The following is a 22,871-nucleotide window of genomic DNA, read 5'->3' on the forward strand; positions in this document are numbered from 1 at the left end:
GCGCAAACAGGCGCCGAAGGGCACGTCCGGGGGTGCTCGTTTGAGGTATCGGAGGCCCGTTTGTCAATGTCACGTACGTCTCTTATTGGGGGTAGGGTCGGAGTCGGTCGGGGACAGCCCATACAGCTCGCCGGTGACTCATCGGCGTACCTAACGAGGAGATCGGTTCGTGACGATCCGCGTAGGCATCAACGGATTCGGCCGCATTGGTCGCAACTACTTCCGCGCGCTCCTGGAGCAGGGTGCGGACATCGAGATCGTCGGTGTCAACGACCTGACCGACAACGCCACTCTGGTGCACCTGCTGAAGTACGACACCATTCTGGGTCGCCTCAAGCAGAACGTCAGCCACACCGACGACACCATCACCGTCGGCAACCAGACCTTCAAGACGATGGCCGAGCGTGACCCGGCGAACCTCCCCTGGGCGGAGCTCGGCGCCGACATCGTCATCGAGTCGACCGGCATCTTCACCAAGAAGGCCGACGCCGCCAAGCACCTCCAGGCCGGCGCCAAGAAGGTCCTGATCTCCGCGCCCGCCAAGGACGAGGACATCACGATCGTGATGGGCGTCAACCAGGACAAGTACGACGCGGCCCAGCACCACGTCATCTCCAACGCCTCCTGCACCACCAACTGTGTGGCGCCGATGGCGAAGGTGCTCGACGAGAACTTCGGCATCGTCAAGGGCCTGATGACCACGGTCCACGCGTACACCAACGACCAGCGGATCCTGGACTTCCCGCACAGCGACCTGCGCCGCGCCCGCGCCGCCGCGGAGAACATCATCCCGACCTCGACCGGTGCCGCCAAGGCCACCGCCCTGGTCCTCCCGCAGCTCAAGGGCAAGCTGGACGGCATCGCCATGCGCGTGCCCGTGCCCACCGGCTCGGTCACCGACCTGGTGCTGGAGCTGGACCGCGAGGTCACCAGGGACGAGATCAACACCGCCTTCCAGAAGGCCGCCGAGGGCCAGCTCAAGGGCATTCTCGAGTACACCGAGGACCCGATCGTCTCCTCGGACATCGTGAACTTCCCGGCCTCCTGCACCTTCGACTCGAAGCTGACGATGTCCCAGGGCAAGCAGGTCAAGGTCGTCGGCTGGTATGACAACGAGTGGGGCTACTCCAACCGCCTGGTGGACCTGACCACCTTCGTCGGCGGCCAGCTCTGATCTCTGGTTGACACCCGAGGCACCGAGATGTGAGGACGGGGCTCGTACGGCGCGAGGACGCGTCGTACGAGCCCCGTCCCGCGACCGACCTACGCACAACGGAGCCACTCCTCATGAAGACGATCGACGACCTCCAGGTCGCCGGGCAGCGGGTCTTTGTCCGCGCCGACCTGAACGTGCCGCTGGACGGCACCACCATCACCGACGACGGCCGCATCCGCGCCGTCGCCCCGACGATCGCCAAGCTCCTCGAGCGCGGCGCCAAGGTGATCGTCGCCTCCCACCTGGGCCGGCCCAAGGGCGCTCCGGAACCCGCCTTCTCGCTGGCCCCGGCGGCCACGCGGCTGGGTGAAATCCTCGGCCGGGACGTGGCGTTCGCGACGGACACCGTCGGCGAGTCCGCCGCGTCCGTGACCGCCGCTCTGGCGGACGGCCAGGTCGCCGTGCTGGAGAACCTGCGCTTCAACGCGGGCGAGACCAGCAAGGACGACGCCGAGCGCGGCGCCTTCGCCGACCAGCTCGCCGCCCTCGCCGACCTGTACGTGGGCGACGGCTTCGGCGCCGTGCACCGCAAGCACGCCTCCGTCTACGACCTGCCGAAGCGCCTTCCGCACGCCGCCGGCGACCTGATCGCCACCGAGGTCGGTGTCCTGAAGAAGCTCACCGAGGACGTCAAGCGCCCCTACGTCGTCGCGCTCGGCGGCGCCAAGGTCTCCGACAAGCTCGCCGTCATCGACCAGCTGATCGAGAAGGCCGACCGCATCCTGGTCGGCGGCGGGATGGCCTACACCTTCCTCAAGGCCAAGGGTCACGAGGTCGGCATCTCGCTGCTCCAGGAGGACCAGGTCCCGGCCTGCCTGGAGTACCTCGCGCGGGCCGAGAAGCGCGGGGTGGAGTTCGTCCTGCCCGTCGATGTCCTGGTGGCGGCCGAGTTCCCGGACCTGAAGACCAAGGCTCCGGCCCACCCCGACACCGTCGCCGCGGACGGCATCCCGGCCGACAAGGAGGGCCTGGACATCGGCCCCAAGACCCGCGAGCTCTACGCCGCGAAGCTCGCCGACGCGGGCACGGTCTTCTGGAACGGCCCGATGGGTGTCTTCGAGCACCCCGACTACGCGGGCGGCACCAAGGCCGTCGCGCAGGCTCTGCTGGACTCGGACGCCTTCTCCGTCGTCGGTGGCGGTGACAGTGCCGCCGCGGTCCGGCTGCTGGGCTTCGACGAGAATGCTTTCGGCCATATCTCGACCGGCGGCGGCGCCAGCCTCGAATACCTCGAAGGCAAGACGCTCCCCGGCCTCGCCGCTCTGGAGGACTGAACATCGTGACTGCTCTTAACGACGGCCGTACCCCGCTGATGGCGGGCAACTGGAAGATGAACCTCAACCACCTCGAGGCCATCGCACACGTCCAGAAGCTCGCCTTCGCCCTCGCCGACAAGGACTTCGACGCCGTAGAGGTCGCGGTCCTGCCGCCCTTCACCGACCTGCGGTCGGTGCAGACGCTGGTCGACGGCGACAAGCTCAAGATCAAGTACGGCGCCCAGGACATCTCCGCGCACGACTCCGGCGCCTACACCGGCGAGATCTCCGGCCCGATGCTGGCCAAGCTCAAGTGTGCGTACGTGGCCGTCGGCCACAGCGAGCGCCGCCAGTACCACGGCGAGAACGAAGAGATCTGCAACGCCAAGGTCAAGGCCGCCTTCAAGAACGGTCTCACCCCGATCCTGTGCGTCGGCGAGGGCCTGGACGTGCGCAAGGCCGGCAACCAGGTCGCGCACACCCTCGCCCAGGTCGACGGCGGCCTGGCGGACGTCCCGGCCGAGCAGGCCGAGACGATCGTGATCGCCTACGAGCCGGTGTGGGCCATCGGCACCGGCGAGGTCGCCACCCCCGAGGACGCGCAGGAGGTCTGCGGGGCCATCCGCGGCCGCCTCGCGGAGCTCTACAGCCAGGACCTGGCCGACAAGGTCCGCATCCAGTACGGCGGCTCGGTCAAGTCCGGCAACGTGGCCGCGATCATGGCGCAGCCCGACGTCGACGGCGCGCTGATCGGCGGCGCGGCGCTGGACACGGACGAATTCGTGAAGATCGTCCGCTTCCGCGACCAGTAGCGGCTATGACGAGGGGGAGCCCTCGTCGTACCCTGTCGGGGCCGGGACCGGTGCAGCAGCGCCGACCCGGCCCCGCATCATACGTTTCACGGATACTGATCCATACGTCCGTCCGTCAGTCCTAGAGAGTTGGTCCAGCCGTGGTCATCGGGTTCTCGATCGCCCTCATCGTCTTCAGCCTGCTGCTGATGATGCTGGTGCTCATGCACAAGGGGAAGGGCGGCGGCCTGTCCGACATGTTCGGTGGCGGTATGCAGTCCTCGGTCGGTGGCTCCTCGGTCGCCGAGCGTAACCTCGACCGCATCACCATCGTGATCGCTCTGCTGTGGTTCGCCTGCATCGTCGTGCTCGGCATCCTGATGAAGCTCGGCAACTGACAAGGCGTCGGAGGCGCGGCCTATCATGAGGGTGGCGTCCTCGGACGGGTAACTCCAGCCACTGGACGCGCGTTGGGCCTTACGTAGACTGGGGCGTTCCGCAGCGCAGCTGCTGCGAGAGGCTGTGCAGCACCATTACGCAGGGAGTTACGACCGTGGCAAGTGGCAACGCGATCCGAGGAAGTCGGGTCGGGGCGGGGCCGATGGGGGAGGCCGAGCGCGGCGAGTCCGCGCCGCGCACCCGCATCTCCTTCTGGTGCTCCAACGGGCACGAGACGCAGCCCAGCTTCGCCGGCGACGCGCAGGTTCCGGACACCTGGGACTGCCCGCGCTGTGGTTTCCCGGCAGGCAAGGACCGGGACAGCCCACCGGACCCGCCGCGCACCGAGCCGTACAAGACCCACCTCGCCTATGTCCGGGAGCGCCGCAGCGACGCCGACGGTGAGGCGATCCTCGCGGAGGCGCTCGCCAAGCTCCGCGGCGAGATCTGACGGACCAGCACACACACCGGCCGGCCCGGCCGGAGGGCATCGCACCCTCCGGCCGGGCCGGCCGCGTAGGTGCACCCTCGGAGGTGCGGGAGAGCGGGCCGCAGCGCGCTGCCCGGCGCGATCGCCGTGGCGCCGACACCCGTTCTTCAGGCTCCCGACGGCGCCTCGTCCGGCGGTGGACAGATACCCTCCCCCACTCTCGGCTTCGCTCGAGTGGGAGGTCCCCCCACCGCGCGCTGATCAATTAGGTTGGGAGCGGGCGGGGCCGCTACGAGATGAAGAAGGCAGATGTCCGAGATGAACGCAGAAGGCGCCAGCAGGCTCGACCAGTTGCCTGAGTGGACCGCACTGGGCAAGCACCGCGAGCAGCTGGGGAAGGTGCATCTGCGCGAGCTGTTCGAGCGGGATCCGGCGCGCGCCGAGCGCTACACCCTCCAGGTGGGCGATCTGCACCTGGACTACTCCAAGCACCTGGTCACCGACGAGACGCTGCGGCTGCTGGGTGAACTCGCCTCGGCGACCGGCGTGGCCGGGCTGCGGGACGCGATGTTCCGCGGCGAGAAGATCAACATCACCGAGCAGCGCTCCGTGCTGCACACCGCGCTGCGCGCGCCCGGCTCGGCGGTCGTCAAGAGCGACGGGGAGAACGTCGTCCCCGGTGTGCAGGCCGTTCTGACGAAGATGGGCACCTTCTCCGACCGGGTCCGCTCGGGCGACTGGAAGGGCCACACCGGCAAGCGCATCAAGACCGTCGTCAACATCGGTATCGGCGGCTCCGACCTGGGCCCGGCGATGGCGTACGAGGCGCTGCGTGCCTACACCCACCGGGACATGCAGTTCCGCTTCGTCTCCAATGTGGACGGTGCCGATCTGCACGAGGCGGTCCGCGATCTCGACCCGGCCGAGACGCTGTTCATCATCGCCTCGAAGACCTTCACCACCATCGAGACGATCACCAATGCCACGTCGGCCCGCGACTGGCTGCTGAGCGGGCTGGGCGCAGGGAACGAGGCCGTGGCCCAGCACTTCGTGGCGCTGTCGACCAACGCCGAGAAGGTGACGGAGTTCGGCATCAACCCGGACAACATGTTCGAGTTCTGGGACTGGGTCGGCGGCCGCTACTCCTTCGACTCCGCCATCGGCCTGTCGCTGATGGTCGCGATCGGCCATGAGCGCTTCCGCGAGATGCTGGCGGGCTTCCACCTCGTCGACGAGCACTTCTGCTCGGCCCCGCCGCACGAGAACGCCCCGCTGCTGATGGGCCTGCTGGGCATCTGGTACGGCAACTTCTGGGACGCCCAGTCCCATGCCGTGCTGCCCTACAGCCACTACCTCTCCAAGTTCACCGCCTATCTGCAGCAGCTGGACATGGAGTCCAACGGCAAGTCGGTGGACCGTGACGGACAGCGCGTCAACTGGCAGACCGGCCCCGTCGTCTGGGGCACGCCCGGCACGAACGGCCAGCACGCGTACTACCAACTGCTCCACCAGGGCACCAAGATGATCCCGGCCGACCTCCTCGGCTTCGCCGAGCCGGTCGCCGATCTGCAGCCCCGTCTCGTGCCGCAGCACGACCTGCTGATGGCCAACCTCTTCGCGCAGGGCCAGGCGCTGGCCTTCGGCAAGACGCCGGACGAGGTGCGCGCCGAGGGCGTGGCCGAGGAACTGGTCCCGCACAAGACCTTCCCGGGCAACCGCCCCACCACCACCATCCTGGCCAAGGAGCTCAGCCCGTCCGTGCTGGGCCAGTTGATCGCGCTCTACGAGCACAAGGTGTTCGTCCAGGGCGCGGTCTGGAACATCGACTCCTTCGACCAGTGGGGCGTGGAGCTGGGCAAGGTCCTGGCCAAGCGGGTCGAGCCCGCGCTGACCGAGGGTGCCGAGGTGCCGGGGCTGGACGCGTCGACGGCCGGTCTGGTCGCCACGTACCGCACCCTGCGCGGGCGTTGATCCCGCGGCGGCCCGACGGCGGGCCGCCCTGACGCCGAAGGCCCCGCACCCCCAAGGGGGTGCGGGGCCTTCGGCGTCTGCCGGGGCCGGACCGTTCAGGCCGACGCCGGCGGATAGAGCCCGCGCGGCAGCTGTGCCGCCGCCGCCTCGTCCAGCAGCCACAGGGTCCGGCTGCGGCCGCGGGCGCCGGCCGCCGGGGCCTGGACCTCGCCGGCTCCGGACAGGGCCATGGCCGCGGCGTTGGCCTTGTCCGCGCCCGCCGCCAGCAGCCAGACCTCCCGTGCCGCGCGGATCGCCGGCAGGGTCAGCGAGACGCGGGTCGGCGGCGGCTTCGGCGCACCGTGCACCCCGACCACCGTCCGCTCCTGCTCGTAGACGGCGGGCAGCTCCGGGAAGAGCGAGGCGACATGGGTGTCCGGGCCGACGCCGAGCAGCAGGACGTCGAAGGACGGCACCGGGCCGTGGTCCTCGGGCCCCGCGGCGGCGGCGAGTTGGACGGCGTAGGCCTCGGCGGCGGCATCGGCGTCATTGCCGTACGGGCCGTCCGAGGGGGGCATGGGGTGCACCCGGGCCGGGTTCAGCGGGACGCTGTCCAGCAGCACCTCCCGGGCCTGGGTGTGGTTGCGTTCCGGGTCGCCGTCCGGTGCGAAACGCTCGTCGCCCCACCACAGATCGAGCCGGGACCAGTCCACCGCGTCCCGTGCGGGCGCCTCGGCGACGGCTGCGAGCAGCCCGTTGCCGTTGCGCCCGCCGGTCAGCACCACGGAGGCGGAGCCCCGGGCGGCCTGGGCATCCACGATCTTGGTGATCAGCCGGGCCGCCGCCGCCTTGGCCATCAGCTCCTTGTCGCGGTGGACGACGACCTGCGGAGCACTCACTTGGCGGCTGCCTTCTTCGCGGGCGCCTTCTTCCCCGCGGGCTTGGCCGCGGCGCTGCCGGCCGCCGCCGGCTCCGCGTCCGCCGGCGAGGGGTCCTTGCCCGTGCCGAGCCGGTCCACGCCGTACTTGAGCGCGGCGGCGTAGATGTCGTCCGGATCGAGCCGGCGCAGCTCCTCGGCGAGCAGCTCGGAGGTGTCCCGCCGCTTGAGCGCCACCGCACGGTCGGGCTGGTGCGGCATGCAGAGCGTGGCCAGCGAGCCGTCCGGGCGGTCCAGCACTATCGAGCCGATGCCGGACTCCATGCGGACGGCGGTCAGGCCGGGGCCGGCCGACACCTTGCGGCTGACCGGGATCTTCAGCCGGTCGGCCAGCCACATGGCGAGCAGCTCGCAGCTGGGGTTGAACTCCTCGCCCTCGACCTCCGCCGAGGCGACCGTGCACGGGGCCTGGTCGAGCGCCGCCGCCAGCATCGAGCGCCACGGCGTGATCCGGGTCCAGGACAGGTCCGTGTCGCCCGGCGTGTAGGTCTCCGCGCGGGCGGACAGCTCCCGCACCGGCTGCTCGGCGGCGTAGGCGTCGGTGACCCGGCGCTGGGCCAGCGCGCCGAGCGGGTCCTTGGCGGGATCCAGCGGGGCGTTCACCGCCCACCAGACCACCACCGGGGCATCCGGCAGCAGCAGCGGCAGCACCACGGACTGGGCGTGGTCGATCACCTCGCCGTAGAGCCGGAGTATGACCGTCTCGCCGGTGCCGGCGTCCGTGCCGACCCGCACCTCGGCGTCCAGGCGGGCCTTGGCGCGGTCGCGCGGCGACCGGCTGACCCGCTTGATGACGACGAGGGTGCGGGAGGGGTGCTCGCGCGAGGCCTCGTTGGCGGCCTTGAGGGCGTCGTAGGCGTTCTCCTCGTCGGTGACGATGACGAGGGTGAGCACCATGCCGATGGCGGGGGTGCCGACGGCGCGGCGGCCCTCGACCAGCGCCTTGTTGATCTTGCTGGCTGTGGTTTCCGTCAGATCGATCTTCATGGCCGGCGCCAGCTCCGTCCGTCTCGTGCGAGCATTTCGTCCGCCTCGGTGGGGCCCCAGGTGCCCGCCGGATACTGCGCGGGCTTGCCGTGCTTGTCCCAGTACTCCTCGATCGGGTCGAGGATCCGCCAGGACTGTTCGACCTCCTCCAGCCGGGGGAAGAGGTTCGCGTCGCCCAGCAGCACGTCCAGGATCAGCCGCTCGTACGCCTCGGGGCTGGACTCCGTGAAGGACTCGCCGTACGCGAAGTCCATCGAGACGTCGCGCACCTCCATCGAGGTGCCGGGCACCTTCGAACCGAACCGCACGGTCACGCCCTCGTCCGGCTGCACCCGGATGACCAGGGCGTTCTGTCCCAGCTCCTCGGTGGCGGTGTGGTCGAAGGGGGAGTGCGGGGCGCGCTGGAAGACCACCGCGATCTCGGTGACCCGGCGGCCCAGACGCTTGCCGGTGCGCAGATAGAAGGGGACGCCCGCCCAGCGGCGGTTGTCGATCTGCAGCTTGACGGCGGCGTAGGTGTCGGTCTTCGACTTGGGGTCGATGCCCTCTTCCTCGAGGTAGCCGACGGCCTGTTCGCCGCCCTGCCAGCCCGCCGCGTACTGTCCCCGGACGGTCTCCTTGCCGAGATCCTTGGGGATCTTGACCGCGCCCAGCACCTTGGTCTTCTCCGCGACCAGCGCGTCCGCCCCGAAGGAGGACGGCTCCTCCATGGCGGTCAGTGCGAGCAGCTGGAGGAGGTGGTTCTGGATGACGTCCCGGGCGGCGCCGATGCCGTCGTAGTAGCCGGCCCGGCCGCCGATGCCGATGTCCTCGGCCATGGTGATCTGGACGTGGTCGACGTAGCTGCGGTTCCACAGCGGCTCGAACATCGTGTTGGCGAAGCGCAGCGCCAGGATGTTCTGGACCGTCTCCTTGCCCAGGTAGTGGTCGATCCGGAAGACCTCGTTCGTCGGGAAGACGTCGTGGACGATCCGGTTGAGCTCCTGGGCGCTCTTGAGGTTGTGGCCGAAGGGCTTCTCGATGACCGCGCGGCGCCAGGAGCCCTCCTTCTGGTCGGCCAGCCCGTGCTTCTTCAGCTGCTGGACGACCTTGGGGAAGAACTTCGGCGGCACCGAGAGGTAGAAGGCGAAGTTGCCGCCGGTGCCCTGGGCCTTGTCGAGCTCGCTTATCGTCTCCTTGAGCGTCTCGAAGGCGTCGTCGTCGTCGAAGGTGCCCTGGACGAAGCGGCAGCCCTGGACCAGCTGCTGCCAGACCTCCTCGCGGAACGGCGTACGGGAGTGCTGCTTGACCGCCTCGTACACCTCCTGCGCGAAGTCCTCGTGCTCCCACTCACGACGGGCGAACCCGACGAGGGAGAAACCGGGCGGAAGCAGGCCGCGGTTGGCCAGGTCGTAGACGGCGGGCATCAGCTTTTTACGGGACAAATCGCCCGTGACGCCGAAGATGACCAGGCCCGACGGCCCCGCGATACGCGGGAGCCGTCGGTCTGCGGGGTCACGAAGCGGGTTGGCTCCGCTTGAATCGGACAAAGGAGATCAGCCCTCCGAGGGAGCGAGGCGCTTGAGCTCCGCCTCCGTCGACTTGAGCAGGTCAATCCAGGAGGCCTCGAACTTCTCCACGCCCTCGTCCTCCAGGAGCTGCACGACATCGTCGTACGAGATCCCCAGCTTCGCGAGCGCATCGAGGTCGGCCTTGGCCGCGTCGTACCGGCCGCGGATGGTGTCACCGGTGATCTCGCCGTGGGCCGCGGTGGCCTCCAGGGTGGCCTCCGGCATGGTGTTGACCGTGCCCGGGGCGACCAGCTCGTCCACGTACAGCGTGTCCTTGTAGGCCGGGTCCTTGACGCCGGTCGAGGCCCACAGCGGACGCTGCTTGTTGGCGCCGGCCTTGTCGAGGGCGGCCCAGCGCGCGGAGGAGAAGACCTCCTCGTACGCCTGGTAGGCCAGTCGTGCGTTGGCCAGCGCGGCCTTGCCCTTGAGGGCCCTGGCCTCGTCCGAGTCCTGCTTCTCCAGGCGCTTGTCGATCTCGGTGTCCACCCGGGACACGAAGAACGACGCCACCGAACGGATCAGGGACAGGTCCAGGCCCGCGGCCTTGGCCTTCTCCAGGCCCGCGAGGTAGGCGTCCATGACCTCGCGGTAGCGCTCCAGCGAGAAGATCAGCGTGACATTGACGCTGATGCCCAGGCCGATGACCTCGGTGATCGCCGGGAGGCCGGCCTTGGTGGCCGGGATCTTGATCAGCGTGTTCGGGCGGTCCACCAGCCACGCCAGCTGCTTGGCCTCGGCGATGGTCGCGTCGGTCTTGTGCGCCAGGCGGGGGTCGACCTCGATCGAGACCCGGCCGTCCTGGCCGCCGGTGGCGTCGAAGACCGGCCGCAGGATGTCGGCGGCGTTGCGGACGTCCGCCGTCGTGATCATGCGGATGGCTTCCTCGACGGTGACCTTGCGGGCGGCGAGGTCGGTGACCTGCTGCTGGTAGCCGTCGCCCGCGGAGATCGCCTTCTGGAAGATCGACGGGTTCGTGGTGACACCGACGACGTGCTGCTGGTCGATCAGCTCGGCGAGGTTGCCGGACGTGATGCGCTTGCGCGACAGGTCGTCCAGCCAGATCGCGACGCCTTCATCGGAGAGGCGCTTGAGTGCGTCTGTCATGGGTTTTGCATCTCCTACGTGTCGTGTACGGGCGTCAGCGTGCGGTGGCGTCGACGCCGGTGCTTGCGGCGAGCGAGTCCCGGGCGGCGGCCGCGACCGCGTCCGGGGTGAACCCGAACTCGCGGAAGAGGACCTTGGCATCGGCCGAGGCACCGAAGTGCTCCAGGGAGACGATGCGGCCGGCGTCGCCGACGTAGCGGTGCCAGGTCAGGCCGATGCCGGCCTCGACGGCGACCCGGGCCTTCACGGCCGGGGGGAGCACGCTGTCGCGGTAGGCCCGGTCCTGCTGCTCGAACCACTCGACCGACGGCATCGACACCACACGGGTGGGAACGCCCTCGGCCTGCAACTGCTCGCGCGCGCCGACGGCGAGCTGTACCTCGGAGCCGGTGCCGATCAGCACGACCTGCGGTGCGGTGTCCCGGCCGTCGGGGCCTTCGGCCTCGAACAGCACGTAACCGCCCTTGGCGGCATCCTCGTTGGCCGGGTACGTCGGCACACCCTGGCGGGTCAGCGCGAGGCCGTGCGGGGCCCCCACGCCGTACTCCTTCGTCCAGCGCTTGAGGATCTCGCGCCAGGCGATGGCGGTCTCGTTGGCGTCGGCCGGGCGGACGACGTTCAGGCCCGGGATGGCGCGCAGCGAGGCCAGGTGCTCGATGGGCTGGTGGGTCGGGCCGTCCTCGCCCAGACCGATGGAGTCGTGCGTCCACACGTACGTCACCGGAAGGTGCATCAGGGCGGACAGCCGGACGGCGTTGCGCATGTAGTCGGAGAACACCAGGAAGGTGCCGCCGTAGACACGGGTGTTGCCGTGCAGCGTGATGCCGTTCATCTCCGCGGCCATGGCGTGCTCACGGATGCCGAAGTGGATCGTGCGGCCGTACGGGTCGGCGCCCGGCAGCGGGTTGCCCTCGGGCAGGAACGACGAGGTCTTGTCGATCGTGGTGTTGTTGGAGCCCGCGAGGTCCGCGGAGCCGCCCCACAGCTCGGGGATGACCGCACCGAGCGCGTGCAGCACCTTGCCCGACGCGGCGCGGGTGGCCACCGACTTGCCGGTCTCGAACGCCGGGAGGTGCTCCTCCCAGCCCTCGGGCAGCTCGCCCGCGGCGATCCGGTCGAACTCCGCGGCGCGCTCCGGGTTGGCGGTGCGCCAGGCGGCGAAGGACTTCTCCCACTCCTTCTTGGCGTCCCGGCCGCGGTCGAGGGCGCCCCGGGTGTGCCCCAGCACCTCGTCGCCGACGTCGAAGGACTTCTCGGGGTCGAAGCCCAGGACGCGCTTGGTGGCCGCGACCTCCTCGTCACCCAGCGCCGAGCCGTGCGCGGCCTCGGTGTTCTGGGCGTGGGGGGCCGGCCAGGCGATGATCGAGCGCATCGCGATGAACGACGGGCGCCCGGTCTCGGCCTTCGCGGCCTCCACGGCCCGGGCCAGACCGACCGGGTCCAGGTCGCCGCTGGGCAGCTGCGCGACGCGCTGGACGTGCCAGCCGTAGGCCTCGTAGCGCTTGAGGGTGTCCTCGGAGACCGCGGTCTCGGTGTCACCCTCGATGGAGATGTGGTTGTCGTCCCACAGCAGCACGAGGTTGCCGAGCTTCTGGTGGCCTGCCATGGAGGACGCCTCGGCGGAGATGCCCTCCTGGAGGCAGCCGTCACCGGCGATGCAGAAGATGGTGTGGTCGAACGGGGAGGTGCCCTCGGCCGCATCCGGGTCGAACAGGCCGCGCTCGTAGCGCGACGCCATCGCCATGCCGACCGCGTTGGCGACACCCTGGCCCAGCGGGCCGGTGGTGGTCTCCACGCCGGTGGTGTGGCCGTACTCCGGGTGGCCGGGGGTCTTCGAGCCCCAGGTGCGGAACGCCTTCAGGTCGTCCAGCTCCAGGCCGTAGCCGGCGAGGTAGAGCTGGATGTAGAGGGTCAGGCTGGAGTGGCCCGCGGAGAGGACGAACCGGTCGCGGCCGGTCCAGTTCGCGTCCGCCGGGTCGTGCCGCATCAGCTTCTGGAAGAGAAGATAGGCGGCCGGGGCCAGGCTCATGGCCGTACCCGGATGGCCGTTACCGACCTTCTGCACGGAATCCATGGCCAGGACACGAACGGTGTCCACCGCCCGCTGGTCCAGTTCGTTCCACTCGAGATCTGTGGTGGTCGGCTTGGTGCTCACCCTGAGTCAGGGCTCCTCTCCACATGTCGAATGCCGCGGACGGTATGTCCGCCAGGCGGTGTCGAGCCTACCCCCGCAAGTGCGTGCGTCTTTTCGACGCTCAGTCGGAGTTTCCGGCGCTCAGTCGGTCGGTGTGGGGCGCCCTGCCAGTCGCTCCCGGCAACCACGTCGGGACCTGGTGCATTCCCGGCCGGCAGCCGTAACACCAGACTGCCGGGCACCGGTCCGGTTCGCCTCCTGAACGCCGGGGGGACGGGCGGGGGAACCGGCGGGCCATGACGCCCGGGCGGCCCCGCGGCCCGGTGCCCAACACGAGCCCACCCCCGCGAAGATCGCCGTATGGCCAACGTCTAAAGTGGCGTGGTACGCGCAAGCCCTTCCCCGACGGGTCCACACCGCCGAAGGAGCTTGCAGGCCTTATCTCTTCTGCGGCAGAGGCCGCTGATGTTACTTCCAGGGGTGTGCGTGACGGCCGTCGAATCCCGTCCTGCGGGGGCGCTCGCTGAGGTCTCCGCGAGTCCCGGTGACCGGCCGTTCGGGGCCCGCCTCAAGGCGTTCGTGGCGCTGACCAAGCCACGGGTCATCGAGCTGCTGCTGATGACCACCGTGCCGGTGATGTTCCTGGCGGCCAAGGGTGTGCCCGATCTGTGGCTCGTCCTGGCGACCTGCATCGGCGGCTATCTCTCCGCCGGCGGCGCCGCGGCCTTCAACATGTACCTCGACCGCGACATCGACGCGCTGATGGACCGCACGTCGCAGCGGCCGCTGGTCACCGGCATGGTCTCGCCGCGCGAGTGCCTGGTCTTCGCGACCGCCCTCGCGGTCGGCTCCACCGCCTGGTTCTGGTACTTCGTCAACCCGCTGTCGGCGATGCTGTCGCTCGGGGCGCTGCTTTTCTACGTCGTCGTTTACACGATGATTCTCAAGCGGCGCACCACGCAGAACATCGTCTGGGGCGGTATCGCGGGCTGTATGCCGGTCTTCATCGGCTGGTCCGCGGTGACGAACTCGTTCTCCTGGGCCGCGGTGATCCTCTTCCTCGTCATCTTCTTCTGGACGCCGCCGCACTATTGGCCGCTGTCGATGAAGGTCAAGGACGACTACGAGCGGGTCGGGGTGCCGATGCTGCCGGCCGTCGCGGGCAACAAGGTGGTCGCGCGCCAGATCGTCGCCTACAGCTGGGTGATGGTCGGCGTCTCCCTGCTGCTGCAGCCGCTCGGCTACACCGGCTGGCTGTACACCGCGGTCGCCCTCGTCTGCGGCGCCTTCTGGCTCAAGGAGGCGCACGGTCTGCAGTCCCGCGCCAAGGCCGGGATCACGGGCGCCAAGCTCAAGGAGATGCGGCTGTTCCACTGGTCCATCACCTATGTGTCGCTGTTGTTCGTCGCCGTCGCCGTGGATCCCTTCCTTCGCTAGGGGGGTGTGGGGGATCACCCTCACAAAGGGCCGTACTCGCGGGTAGCATGCTGTTCATGGCAGACACCCAGCAGGCGGACGAGCAGGTGGAGACGGCGGGCGGCGCAGCCGCCGGGAAGCGGGCCGGCCGGCGCACGGCCAAGCTGGCCCGGGAGATCCGCGCCTTCGCCGCCACCCACGGCGGCAGCGCCGAAGGCCAGCTCGCGCACATCGGCCGCGGCCGCATCCGGATCGCCCTCGTCGGGGCCAACGGCGAGTGGGGCAACCTCGTCGCCGACGACGCGGCCATCGCCAAGGAGGCCGCCGAGCGGGCCGGCCTCACGCTTCAGGACGACTTCGAGGGCGACCTCGCCGCCCGGGTCCGCACCGGCCGCTACGAGTGGTCCCGGATGGCGGGCATCCAGGTGGGCGGCCCGGCCAACGCCTGACCGGGGCCCGGGCGCCGCGCGCCGGAGCGCACGCCGGACGCGGAGCCCGCTACCTCGCCACCCCTCCGTCCGTTAGGCCACCGGGCGCGGCGCTCGGGCCACGCCCGGCGGGCTCACGGCGAGGAGGGCGGATGGACGGATCTCCACCGCTCATCGATCAGTACAGCCACGGCGCGGTGCACGGCGAGCTCGGACTCGGCTCCTTCGAGACCCACCTCGCCGCCGCCGTCGGTGCCCAGGGCCCGGCACCGGCCGGCACCAGCTACTTCGACACCGTCACCGGCCTGGCGATACGCCGCTGGTGCCCCCCGCTGCTCGGCCTGGAACCCCAGTGCTCGCCGGCCCGCTACCTCGCCCGCAGACGCGAGGTCGGGGCCTACCGCGCCGGACGGATGCTGCTGCGCGGCTGCGGCATCGGCACGTTCCTGCTGGAGGCCGGCGCCCCCAGCGACCTGACCTCGGCCACCGAGCTCGCCACCGCCGCCGAGGCCCCCGCGCACGAGGTCGTCCGGCTCGAACCGCTCGCCGAGCAGGTCGCCGACACCTCCGGCAGCGTCGACTCCTTCCTCGGCTACACCGCCGAGGCCCTCTACGCCGCGGCCCAGCACGCCACCGCCTTCGCCTCCGGGGCCACCCACTGCGACGGCCACGCCCCCGAGGCCGGTGAGGTACGGCGCGTCGCGGACCGCTGGCTGCGCGGCCGCCGCCCCGGGGAGCGGCTCGGCGAGCCCGTCCTCCTGCGGCATCTGCTGTGGAGCGCGGTGGCGACCGGCCTGCCGGTGCAGCTGCACTGCCACGATCCCGCGCCCCTGGCGGCGTTTTTGCGGGCCACGGCCGGTATCGGCCCGGATCTCGTCCTGCTGCCGGCCGCACCGCACCACCGGCGGGCGGCGCAGCTCGCCGCGCTGCACACCCATGTGTACGCGGACGCCGGGCCCCGCCCCGAGGACACGCTCGGTCAGGCGCCGTTCGGCAAGCTGCTGTTCTCCTCCGGCGCCCGCGGGCTGCCCGAGCTGTACGTCACCGCCGCCCGGTTCTTCCTCCGCGCCATGGGCCGGCTCGTACGGGAGTGGACCGACGAGGGGCTGTGCGGCGCCGGGGACGGGCGGCGGATCACGGAGATGGTGGGGTCGGGGACCGCGCGCCGGGTCTACCGGCTGGACGCGGCGGCCATCTGAGGGCCGGACGCCTCGTGCGCGTCCGAGGAGGCGGGCGCGCCGGGCTCCTCCTCCGGGAGCGGACCACGGTCGCGCAGCGACATGGCCACCCGCAGCACACAGATCCACACCAGGGCCGAGCCCAGCATGTGCAGCCCGATGACGAACGCCGGCAGGCCCGTGAAGTACTGGACGTAGCCGATGACGCCCTGCGCGGCGAGGCAGACGAACAGCTCCAGGACCGCGCGGCGGGGGGCGGCCGGCGCCTTGACGGCGCGCAGTGTGAACCACAGGGCGACGGTCAGGCCGATGACGAGGTAGACGAAGTCGACGTGCAGCTGGGTGATCTCCTGCCAGTCCACCGCGATCCGGTGGACCTTGCGGGCATCGCCCGCGTGCGGCCCCGCGCCGGTGACGACCGTGCCGATGACGGTGAGCGCGGCGGACGCCGCCACCAGCAGCCACGCCAGCTGCCGCACCGGGCGGGCCACCAGGTCACGCGGCTCCTCGTCGCCCTCACTCGCCCGCTTCCAGGTCAGGACGGCGACGGTGAGCAGACCCGTGGACGCCAGGAAGTGCGCGCTGACGATGTACGGGTTGAGGCCGGTCAGGACCGTGATGCCGCCGACGACGGCATTGCTCATGACGATCCAGAACTGGGCCCAGCCCAGGCGGGTCAGCGGGCGGCGCCGGGGGTGGCGGGCGCGGGCGGCGATGATGAACAGCCCGACGACCGCGCACAGCACATAGGTCAGCATGCGGTTGCCGAACTCGATGAGGCCGTTGATACCCATGGCGGCGGTCGGCGTCAGGCTGTCCGGGGTGCACTTGGGCCAGGTCGAGCAGCCCAGTCCGGACTGGGAGAGCCGGACCGCGCCGCCCGTGACGACGATGATCACGGCCATCACGACGGCGGCCAGCGCGGCCCGCCGCACAAAGACCGCAGAGGGCTGCCAGCGGCGGGCGATCAGCTCAAGGGGATTCAGCGTGTTCGGCACGGGAGACATCGTAGGACGGGCCTTGTGCAAGTTTTCACGAGGGGGGTCCCGGCGCCGTCCTGGGCCACCGCGGTTCTGTGGGCCGAAGGCGGCAGCCCGCCCCCGGTCCCACGGCCCCCGGCTACTCCCAGCGGAAGAACTTCGCCGCCGCGCCCAGCCCGAGGACCGCCCATACGGCGAGGATCCCCAGGTCGGTCCACGGCATCCCGGCGCCGTGCTGGAGGACGTCCCGCAGGCCGTCCGACAGGGCGGAGACGGGCAGGAACTGCAGGACGGACTGCGCCGCCGCCGGGAACTTCGTGAGCGGCACGATCACCCCGCCGCCGACCAGCAGCAGCAGGAAGACCAGGTTGGCGGCGGCCAGTGTCGCCTCGGCCTTCAGCGTCCCCGCCATGAGGAGACCCAGGCCCGAGAAGGCGGCCGTACCGAGGACGAGCAGCAGCAGCACCGGCACCGGGCCGCCCTGCGGGGACCAGCCCAGCGCGAGGGCGATCACCGTCAGCAGCACGGTCTGCAGGATCTCGGTGACCAGCACCGCGCCGGTCTTGGCGGTCATCAGCGCCCAGCGGGGGAGCGGGGAGACGGCGAGCCGCTTGAGGACGCCGTAGCGGCGCTCGAAGCCGGTGGCGATGGCCTGGCCCGTGAACGCCGTGGACAGCACGGCCAGCGCGAGGACACCCGGCGCGAGGAAGTCCACCGGCTTGCCGGACCCGGTGTCGACGATGTCGACGGCGGAGAACAGCACCAGCAGCAGCGTGGGGATGACGACGGTCAGCAGCAGCTGCTCGCCGTTGCGCAGCAGCATCCGGGTCTCCAGCGCCGCCTGCGCCCGGATCATCCGGGACAGCGGCGCCGCGCCGGGCTTCGGGGTGAACGTGCCGGCGGCGGCACCGGTTTCGGTCGTGGTCATGCGCGCAGCTCCCTGCCGGTCAACTCCAAGAAGACGTCCTCCAGGGTGTGGCGTTCGACGGCTATCGCGTCGGGCATCACACCGTTCTGGGCGCACCAGGAGGCGACGGTGGCCAGTAGTTGGGGGTTGACCTTGCCGTGTACCCGGTAGACGCCGGAGACCGGCTCCGCGGCGGCGCTGTCCGCGGGCAGCGCCTTGAGGAGCGAGGCGATGTCGAGGCCCGGCCGGCCGGTGAAGCGCAGGCTGTTCTCGGCGCCGCCGCGGCACAGTTCGTCCGGGGTGCCCCGGGCGATCACCCGGCCGCCGTCGATGATCGACACATCGTCGGCGAGCTGCTCGGCCTCGTCCATGAAGTGGGTGGTCAGCACGGTGCTGACGCCGTCGGCGCGCAGCTCCCGTACGAGGTCCCAGGTGGCGTGCCGGGCCTGCGGGTCCAGCCCGGCCGTCGGCTCGTCGAGGAAGACCAGTTCGGGGCGGCCGACCACGGCCATCGCCAGCGCCAGGCGCTGCTGCTGGCCGCCGGAGAGCCGCCGGTAGGGCGTCCGGCCGCAGCTGCCCAGGCCGAGCCGCTCGATCAGCATGCCCACGTCGAGGGGGTCGGCGTGCAGGGTGGCGGTGTGCCGCAGCATCTCCTCGGCCCGGGCGCCCGCGTAGACGCCGCCGGACTGCAGCATCACCCCGATGCGCGGCCGCAGCGCCGCGGCGTCGGCGACCGGGTCCAGGCCCAGCACCCGGACGCGGCCGGCGTCCGGGCGGCGGTAGCCCTCGCAGGTCTCGACGGTGGTGGTCTTGCCGGCGCCGTTGGGGCCGAGCACGGCGGTCACCCCGCCGCGCTCGACGAGCAGATCGAGTCCGTCGACGGCGGTCTTGGGGCCGTAGCGCTTGACCAGGCCGACGACCTCGACGGCGGGCTCTCGGCCAGGGGGCCGGGGGTCGCCCCCCGGAGAGGTGCTGGGCATGCCGGGCAGTCTACGGAGAGTGGCAGGGCGCTCATCAATGGGGGCGTCGGTGCCAAAAGGCGCCGGGGTACGCAATCCGGCGGTGCGCGGCGGCACTATTTTCGCCGGCCTGTGCGCCCCTTTGCGCCCCTGTGGGCCGGCGTCCGTCAGGTCCGTCGCGTCGCAGGTCGCCGGGGCTTTCGAGGGGCTCAGCAGGTACTTGAATTAGGTGAACCTAAGTGATAGAGGCCACCCGTCCGTGATCCGGACGAGGCTTGTCTCGCTTTGGCGAATTACGCAACAATGGCGTTGTGAAATACGCGAGCGAGGGCAATCAAGGTCAGGAAGGGCCTGCGGTCGAGCGGACCGCCGGGCCGGCCGCCTCCGCGCCCGAGCAGGTCGGGGGCCGCGCCGCCGGCGCCGTGCCCCCCACGGCGCCGCACGACGAACAGCAGGGCACCCGCAACAAGGTCGCCCGCTCCATTCTCGATCACGGTCCGTCCACCGCGGCCGAGCTGGCCCTCCGGCTGGAGCTGACCCAGGCGGCCGTCCGCCGTCATCTGGACGCGCTGGCCGCTGACGGCGTCGTCGAGCCCCGCGAGAAGCGGGTCTACGGCACCCGCGGCCGCGGCCGTCCGGCCCGGGCCTTCGCCCTCACCGACTGCGGACGGGACGCCTTCGACCAGGCCTACGACCAGCTCGCCACCGAGGCGCTGCGCTGGATCGCGCAGAGCGCGGGCGGCGGCGTGGAGGGCGAGGCGGCCGTCGCGGCCTTCGCCCGCGCCCGGCTCGACGCCCAGGCCGAGGGCTACCGCACGGCGGTCGAGGCCGCCGAGCCGGAAGCCCGTACCGAGGCCCTGGCGAAGGCATTGACCGCGGACGGGTACGCTGCTACGGCGCGCAGCGCGCCCAATCCCCAGCTCGGTGAACAGCTCTGCCAGCACCACTGCCCGGTCGCCCATGTCGCCGAGCGGTATCCGCAGCTGTGCGAGGCGGAGACCGAGGTCTTCTCCCGATTGCTCGGGACCCATGTACAGCGGCTGGCCACCATCGCCCATGGCGACGGGGTGTGCACGACCTTCGTCCCGAAGGCCGGCGCCGGCAAGGCCGCTCACCGCACGCCACGTACCACCAAGACCACCACAGCATCTGCCAGCACGGCCGGGAGGAACCCCGCATGACGCTCCCCACGGAGACTGCTCACCCTGAGCTCGAGGGCCTGGGCAAGTACGAATACGGCTGGGCCGACTCCGACGTGGCCGGCGCTTCGGCGAAGCGCGGGCTCTCCGAGGCCGTCGTCCGCGACATCTCGGCGAAGAAGAGCGAGCCGGAGTGGATGCTCAAGCTCCGCCTCAAGGGCCTGAAGCTGTTCGACAAGAAGCCCATGCCGAACTGGGGCTCGGACCTGTCGGGCATCGACTTCGACAACATCAAGTACTTCGTCCGCTCCACCGAGAAGCAGGCCGCCTCCTGGGAGGACCTGCCCGAGGACATCAAGAACACCTACGACAAGCTCGGCATCCCCGAGGCGGAGAAGCAGCGCCTGGTCGCCGGTGTCGCCGCGCAGTACGAGTCCGAGGTCGTCTACCACCAGATCCGCGAGGACCTGGAGGAGCAGGGCGTCCTGTTCCTGGACACCGACACCGCCCTCAAGGAGCACCCGGAGCTCTTCCAGGAGTACTTCGGCACGGTCATCCCGGTCGGTGACAACAAGTTCGCGTCGCTGAACACCGCGGTGTGGTCCGGCGGCTCGTTCATCTACGTCCCCAAGGGTGTCCACGTCGACATCCCGCTGCAGGCCTACTTCCGGATCAACACGGAGAACATGGGCCAGTTCGAGCGGACGCTGATCATCGTCGACGAGGACGCCTACGTCCACTACGTCGAGGGCTGCACGGCGCCGATCTACAAGTCGGACTCGCTGCACTCCGCGGTCGTCGAGATCATCGTGAAGAAGGGCGGCCGCTGCCGCTACACGACCATCCAGAACTGGTCGAACAACGTCTACAACCTGGTCACCAAGCGCGCCGTCGCCTACGAGGGCGCGACCATGGAGTGGGTCGACGGCAACCTCGGCTCCAAGGTGACGATGAAGTACCCGGCGGTCTACCTCATGGGGGAGCACGCCAAGGGCGAGACCCTGTCCATCGCCTTCGCGGGCGAGGGGCAGCACCAGGACGCCGGCTCCAAGATGGTCCACATGGCGCCGAACACCTCCTCCAACATCGTCTCCAAGTCGGTGGCGCGAGGCGGCGGCCGCACCTCCTACCGCGGTCTGGTCGAGATCGGCGAGGGCGCCGCGGGCTCCAAGTCCAACGTGCTGTGTGACGCCCTGCTGGTGGACACCATCTCCCGCTCGGACACCTACCCCTACGTCGACGTCCGCGAGGACGACGTCTCCATGGGCCACGAGGCGACCGTCTCCAAGGTCAGCGAGGACCAGCTCTTCTACCTGATGGCGCGCGGCCTGACGGAGTTCGAGGCCATGGCGATGATCGTGCGCGGCTTCGTCGAGCCGATCGCCCGTGAGCTGCCGATGGAGTACGCCCTGGAGCTCAACCGGCTGATCGAGCTGCAGATGGAAGGCGCGGTCGGCTGACCGCCGGCCACCGGGCAGCAACGGATTCACGAGGCAGCGACCTCTTCAAGAAAGCGAGCTAGACGACAGCCATGGCTGAGGCTCAGAACTCCCCCACTCCCGGCTCCGCTCGGGCGGGGGGACCCCCACCGGCGGGATCCACGACCACGGGCGCCCTCGCGGTGGCCGCGGAGTCCACCGTCGCCACCCGGATGAGCGCCCCGCCGTCCTACGACGTGGCGGACTTCCCGGTGCCGCACGGCCGCGAGGAGGAGTGGCGCTTCACGCCCCTCGCGCGTCTGAAGGGTCTGCACGACGGCAGCGCCGTGGCCGGCGGTCCCGACCTGAAGATCGACATCACGGCTCCGGAGGGTGTCACCCACCAGCTGGTCGACCGCTCCGACCCGCGGGTCGGCAAGGCCGGCAAGCCCGTGGACCGGGTCGCCGCCCAGGCGTACAGCTCCTTCGAGAAGGCCTCGGTGATCTCGGTCCCCAAGGAGACCGTGCTGACCGAGCCCATCCGGATCACCGTGCACGGTGAGGGCGGCACGACCTACGGCCACCAGGTCGTCGAGCTCGGCGCGTTCGCCGAGGCGGTCGTCGTCATCGACCACACCGGCGACGCGGTGCTCGGCGCCAATGTCGACTACCTCCTCGGCGACGGCGCCAAGCTGACCGTCGTCTCCGTCCAGGACTGGGACGACGCCGCCGTCCACGTCGGCCAGCACAACGCCCTCGTCGGCCGGGACGCCACCTTCAAGTCCGTGGTGGTCACCTTCGGCGGCGACCTCGTCCGGCTGCACCCGCGCGTCACCTACGCGGGCCCCGGCGGCGAGGCCGAGTTCTACGGTCTGTACTTCACCGAGCAGGGCCAGCACCAGGAGCACCGCCTCTTCGTCGACCACGAGGCGCCCAACTGCCGCTCGCACGTGGTCTACAAGGGCGCGCTCCAGGGCCAGGACGCCCACGCGGTCTGGATCGGCGACGTCCTCATCCAGGCGTCGGCCACCGGCACGGACACCTACGAGCTCAACCGCAACCTCGTCCTCACCGACGGCGCGCGGGTCGACTCGGTCCCCAACCTGGAGATCGAGACCGGCGAGATCGTCGGCGCCGGACACGCCTCGGCCACCGGCCGTTTCGACGACGAGCAGCTGTTCTACCTGATGGCCCGCGGCATCCCGGCCGACGAGGCCCGCCGGCTGGTCGTCCGCGGCTTCTTCGCCGAACTGGTCCAGCAGATCGGTCTCCCGGACGTCGAAGAGCGTCTGATGACCAAGATCGAGGCCGAGCTGGAAGCGTCCGCGGCATGACCTACGTACGCGCGGCGGCGCTGAGCGAGCTGGAAGAGGACACCCCCAAGCGGGTGGAGCTCGACGGCACGCCCGTCTCCCTGGTCCGCACCGCGGGCGAGGTGTTCGCGATCAACGACATCTGCTCGCATGCCAACGTCTCCCTCTCCGAGGGGGAGGTCGAGGACTGCTCGATCGAGTGCTGGCTGCACGGTTCGAGCTTCGACCTGCGCACCGGCAAGCCGAACGGCCTTCCCGCGACGCGCCCCGTCCCCGTTTACCCCGTCAAGATCGAAGGGGACGACGTGCTCGTCTCCGTCACCCAGGAGTCCTGAGTTCC

At 70.4% G+C, this 22,871-nt stretch carries 21 protein-coding genes; 13 read left to right on the forward strand and 8 right to left on the reverse strand.

Annotated features, from left to right (window positions below; translation table 11 throughout):
- The first annotated feature begins 169 nt into the window (after nucleotides 1–169).
- The 6 genes from gap to pgi all read left to right on the forward strand — a co-directional run bounded on the left by gap (nucleotide 170) and on the right by pgi (nucleotide 6,102).
- Nucleotides 170–1,174: a type I glyceraldehyde-3-phosphate dehydrogenase gene (gene gap / locus OIU81_RS28035; RefSeq protein WP_329152188.1), complete on the forward strand. Its 1,005-nt coding sequence runs from the start codon at nucleotides 170–172 to the stop codon at nucleotides 1,172–1,174.
- Nucleotides 1,175–1,287: 113 nt separating this feature from the next.
- A complete protein-coding gene (locus OIU81_RS28040) occupies nucleotides 1,288–2,490 on the forward strand; it encodes a phosphoglycerate kinase (protein WP_329152190.1) in 1,203 nt (400 codons plus the stop codon).
- Between the two features lie 38 nt (nucleotides 2,491–2,528).
- On the forward strand, nucleotides 2,529–3,284 hold the full coding sequence (gene tpiA, locus OIU81_RS28045) for a triose-phosphate isomerase (protein WP_329155410.1): 756 nt from the start codon (nucleotides 2,529–2,531) through the stop codon (nucleotides 3,282–3,284).
- A gap of 140 nt (nucleotides 3,285–3,424) precedes the next feature.
- The gene (gene secG, locus OIU81_RS28050; protein ID WP_189099770.1) at nucleotides 3,425–3,661 is read left to right on the forward strand and encodes a preprotein translocase subunit SecG; all 237 of its coding nucleotides are present in this window, start codon (nucleotides 3,425–3,427) and stop codon (nucleotides 3,659–3,661) included.
- 155 nt (nucleotides 3,662–3,816) lie between these two features.
- Nucleotides 3,817–4,152, forward strand: coding sequence for an RNA polymerase-binding protein RbpA (locus tag OIU81_RS28055; protein ID WP_006606296.1), 336 nt, complete (start codon nucleotides 3,817–3,819; stop codon nucleotides 4,150–4,152).
- Between the two features lie 297 nt (nucleotides 4,153–4,449).
- A complete protein-coding gene (gene pgi / locus OIU81_RS28060) occupies nucleotides 4,450–6,102 on the forward strand; it encodes a glucose-6-phosphate isomerase (protein ID WP_329155412.1) in 1,653 nt (550 codons plus the stop codon).
- Between the two features lie 95 nt (nucleotides 6,103–6,197).
- Here pgi and pgl read toward each other — a convergent pair whose 3' ends face one another.
- Genes pgl through tkt form a run of 5 tightly spaced genes read right to left on the reverse strand, consistent with a single transcriptional unit; the run spans nucleotide 6,198 to nucleotide 12,814 of the window.
- A complete protein-coding gene (pgl, locus tag OIU81_RS28065; RefSeq protein ID WP_329152197.1) occupies nucleotides 6,198–6,980 on the reverse strand; it encodes a 6-phosphogluconolactonase in 783 nt (260 codons plus the stop codon).
- Nucleotides 6,977–8,005, reverse strand: coding sequence for a glucose-6-phosphate dehydrogenase assembly protein OpcA (gene opcA, locus OIU81_RS28070; protein ID WP_329152199.1), 1,029 nt, complete (start codon nucleotides 8,003–8,005; stop codon nucleotides 6,977–6,979). The genes pgl and opcA overlap by 4 nt, the downstream gene beginning before the upstream one ends.
- Nucleotides 8,002–9,534, reverse strand: coding sequence for a glucose-6-phosphate dehydrogenase (zwf, locus tag OIU81_RS28075; RefSeq protein WP_329152201.1), 1,533 nt, complete (start codon nucleotides 9,532–9,534; stop codon nucleotides 8,002–8,004). The genes opcA and zwf overlap by 4 nt, the downstream gene beginning before the upstream one ends.
- 6 nt (nucleotides 9,535–9,540) lie before the next feature.
- A complete protein-coding gene (gene tal / locus OIU81_RS28080) occupies nucleotides 9,541–10,659 on the reverse strand; it encodes a transaldolase (RefSeq protein WP_329152203.1) in 1,119 nt (372 codons plus the stop codon).
- Between the two features lie 34 nt (nucleotides 10,660–10,693).
- A complete protein-coding gene (gene tkt / locus OIU81_RS28085; protein ID WP_329152205.1) occupies nucleotides 10,694–12,814 on the reverse strand; it encodes a transketolase in 2,121 nt (706 codons plus the stop codon).
- A gap of 465 nt (nucleotides 12,815–13,279) precedes the next feature.
- Between tkt and OIU81_RS28090 the strand changes: the two genes are divergently transcribed.
- From OIU81_RS28090 to OIU81_RS28100, 3 genes are all read left to right on the forward strand, one after another.
- The gene (locus OIU81_RS28090; RefSeq protein ID WP_329152207.1) at nucleotides 13,280–14,230 is read left to right on the forward strand and encodes a heme o synthase; all 951 of its coding nucleotides are present in this window, start codon (nucleotides 13,280–13,282) and stop codon (nucleotides 14,228–14,230) included.
- A gap of 47 nt (nucleotides 14,231–14,277) precedes the next feature.
- Complete coding sequence (locus OIU81_RS28095) at nucleotides 14,278–14,658, forward strand: hypothetical protein (RefSeq protein ID WP_329152209.1); 381 nt, start codon at nucleotides 14,278–14,280, stop codon at nucleotides 14,656–14,658.
- A gap of 131 nt (nucleotides 14,659–14,789) precedes the next feature.
- A complete protein-coding gene (locus tag OIU81_RS28100; RefSeq protein WP_329152211.1) occupies nucleotides 14,790–15,836 on the forward strand; it encodes an amidohydrolase in 1,047 nt (348 codons plus the stop codon).
- Here the strand turns inward: OIU81_RS28100 and OIU81_RS28105 are convergent.
- The 3 genes from OIU81_RS28105 to OIU81_RS28115 all read right to left on the reverse strand — a co-directional run bounded on the left by OIU81_RS28105 (nucleotide 15,809) and on the right by OIU81_RS28115 (nucleotide 18,682).
- On the reverse strand, nucleotides 15,809–16,813 hold the full coding sequence (locus tag OIU81_RS28105) for a COX15/CtaA family protein (protein ID WP_329152213.1): 1,005 nt from the start codon (nucleotides 16,811–16,813) through the stop codon (nucleotides 15,809–15,811). The two genes, OIU81_RS28100 and OIU81_RS28105, sit on opposite strands and share 28 nt — an antisense overlap.
- Before the next feature lie 121 nt (nucleotides 16,814–16,934).
- The gene (locus tag OIU81_RS28110) at nucleotides 16,935–17,723 is read right to left on the reverse strand and encodes an ABC transporter permease (RefSeq protein ID WP_329152214.1); all 789 of its coding nucleotides are present in this window, start codon (nucleotides 17,721–17,723) and stop codon (nucleotides 16,935–16,937) included.
- A complete protein-coding gene (locus OIU81_RS28115; RefSeq protein WP_329152216.1) occupies nucleotides 17,720–18,682 on the reverse strand; it encodes an ABC transporter ATP-binding protein in 963 nt (320 codons plus the stop codon). The genes OIU81_RS28110 and OIU81_RS28115 overlap by 4 nt, the downstream gene beginning before the upstream one ends.
- Nucleotides 18,683–18,972: 290 nt before the next feature.
- Here OIU81_RS28115 and OIU81_RS28120 point away from each other — a divergent pair, with 290 nt between their 5' ends.
- The 4 genes from OIU81_RS28120 to OIU81_RS28135 all read left to right on the forward strand — a co-directional run bounded on the left by OIU81_RS28120 (nucleotide 18,973) and on the right by OIU81_RS28135 (nucleotide 22,866).
- Nucleotides 18,973–19,842, forward strand: a complete 870-nt coding sequence (locus tag OIU81_RS28120; protein WP_329152218.1) for a helix-turn-helix transcriptional regulator — start codon at nucleotides 18,973–18,975, stop codon at nucleotides 19,840–19,842.
- Nucleotides 19,839–21,260, forward strand: a complete 1,422-nt coding sequence (gene sufB, locus OIU81_RS28125; RefSeq protein ID WP_329152220.1) for a Fe-S cluster assembly protein SufB — start codon at nucleotides 19,839–19,841, stop codon at nucleotides 21,258–21,260. The genes OIU81_RS28120 and sufB overlap by 4 nt, the downstream gene beginning before the upstream one ends.
- 71 nt (nucleotides 21,261–21,331) lie before the next feature.
- Nucleotides 21,332–22,552 carry a Fe-S cluster assembly protein SufD gene (gene sufD, locus OIU81_RS28130; protein ID WP_329152221.1) on the forward strand — a complete coding sequence of 407 codons (1,221 nt, stop codon included), beginning with the start codon at nucleotides 21,332–21,334 and terminating at the stop codon, nucleotides 22,550–22,552.
- A complete protein-coding gene (locus OIU81_RS28135; protein ID WP_329152222.1) occupies nucleotides 22,549–22,866 on the forward strand; it encodes a non-heme iron oxygenase ferredoxin subunit in 318 nt (105 codons plus the stop codon). The genes sufD and OIU81_RS28135 overlap by 4 nt, the downstream gene beginning before the upstream one ends.
- The last annotated feature ends 5 nt before the right edge of the window (nucleotides 22,867–22,871 follow it).

Source organism: Streptomyces sp. NBC_01454 (assembly GCF_036227565.1).
Classification (GTDB): Bacteria; Actinomycetota; Actinomycetes; order Streptomycetales; family Streptomycetaceae; genus Streptomyces.

Excerpts from the sequence above, each read along its gene's own strand:
- OIU81_RS28040 (WP_329152190.1), top strand. The coding sequence starts at position 1,288 with ATGAAGACGATCGACGACCTCCAGGTCGCCGGGCAGCGGGTCTTTGTC.
- tpiA (WP_329155410.1), top strand. The coding sequence starts at position 2,529 with ATGGCGGGCAACTGGAAGATGAACCTCAACCACCTCGAGGCCATCGCA.
- pgi (WP_329155412.1), top strand. The coding sequence starts at position 4,450 with ATGAACGCAGAAGGCGCCAGCAGGCTCGACCAGTTGCCTGAGTGGACC.
- opcA (WP_329152199.1), bottom strand. The coding sequence starts at position 8,005 with ATGAAGATCGATCTGACGGAAACCACAGCCAGCAAGATCAACAAGGCG.
- tal (WP_329152203.1), bottom strand. The coding sequence starts at position 10,659 with ATGACAGACGCACTCAAGCGCCTCTCCGATGAAGGCGTCGCGATCTGG.
- OIU81_RS28095 (WP_329152209.1), top strand. The coding sequence starts at position 14,278 with ATGCTGTTCATGGCAGACACCCAGCAGGCGGACGAGCAGGTGGAGACG.
- OIU81_RS28100 (WP_329152211.1), top strand. The coding sequence starts at position 14,790 with ATGGACGGATCTCCACCGCTCATCGATCAGTACAGCCACGGCGCGGTG.
- OIU81_RS28110 (WP_329152214.1), bottom strand. The coding sequence starts at position 17,723 with ATGACCACGACCGAAACCGGTGCCGCCGCCGGCACGTTCACCCCGAAG.
- OIU81_RS28115 (WP_329152216.1), bottom strand. The coding sequence starts at position 18,682 with ATGCCCAGCACCTCTCCGGGGGGCGACCCCCGGCCCCCTGGCCGAGAG.
- sufB (WP_329152220.1), top strand. The coding sequence starts at position 19,839 with ATGACGCTCCCCACGGAGACTGCTCACCCTGAGCTCGAGGGCCTGGGC.
- sufD (WP_329152221.1), top strand. The coding sequence starts at position 21,332 with ATGGCTGAGGCTCAGAACTCCCCCACTCCCGGCTCCGCTCGGGCGGGG.
- OIU81_RS28135 (WP_329152222.1), top strand. The coding sequence starts at position 22,549 with ATGACCTACGTACGCGCGGCGGCGCTGAGCGAGCTGGAAGAGGACACC.